The organism is Neisseria sp. P0021.S007 (assembly GCF_051956855.1).
This window is the reverse complement of sequence record NZ_JBQCXA010001267.1, coordinates 1-508: the sequence shown is the minus strand read 5'-3', so window position 1 is coordinate 508 and position 508 is coordinate 1. Positions and strand designations below refer to the sequence as shown.

Annotated in this window: 1 pseudogene; it reads left to right on the top strand. The window is 40.4% G+C overall.

Annotated features, from left to right (window positions below):
* Nucleotides 1-183: 183 nt before the first annotated feature.
* Nucleotides 184-508, top strand: a pseudogene (locus ACTHUR_RS18665) (conjugal transfer protein TraL); the annotation flags it as partial.

The following is a 508-nucleotide window of genomic DNA, read 5'->3' as shown; positions in this document are numbered from 1 at the left end:
GAAGAATGGTGGTCGCTGGGTAGATATTCGTTAAATCTTCACTCCTGCTCTACATAGGCATAAATGTTTAGCAGCTTCGGCAGCCCTGCTTATAGGGCTGCTTTTTTTACAAACACAAACTTGTTCAGGGACGAGCAGGTTTCTTTTTGTAAAAAATCATTTGAACAAACGAAAGGTTATGCCATGAAAGAAGTCCATTTTATTGCACAAGGTAAAGGCGGCGTTGGTAAATCAACGATTGCAAGTTTTTTAGGTGACTACCTCAAAGCAAAAGCCAGTGGAGAGCAACTGCATTGCTTTGATACTGATCCCGTAAATCCTTCTTTTAGCCGTTTCTCGGCGTTAAATCCTGAAGTAATCGATATTTTAAATGACAGTAATAATATTGATTCCCGCTGTTTTGATGGATTGATTGAGAAGCTGGTAAACGAGGAAGGTATTGCTGTCATTGACAACGGGGCTGCTACTTTTGTGCCATTGATGTCTTATATTGCAGAAAACGGAGTAC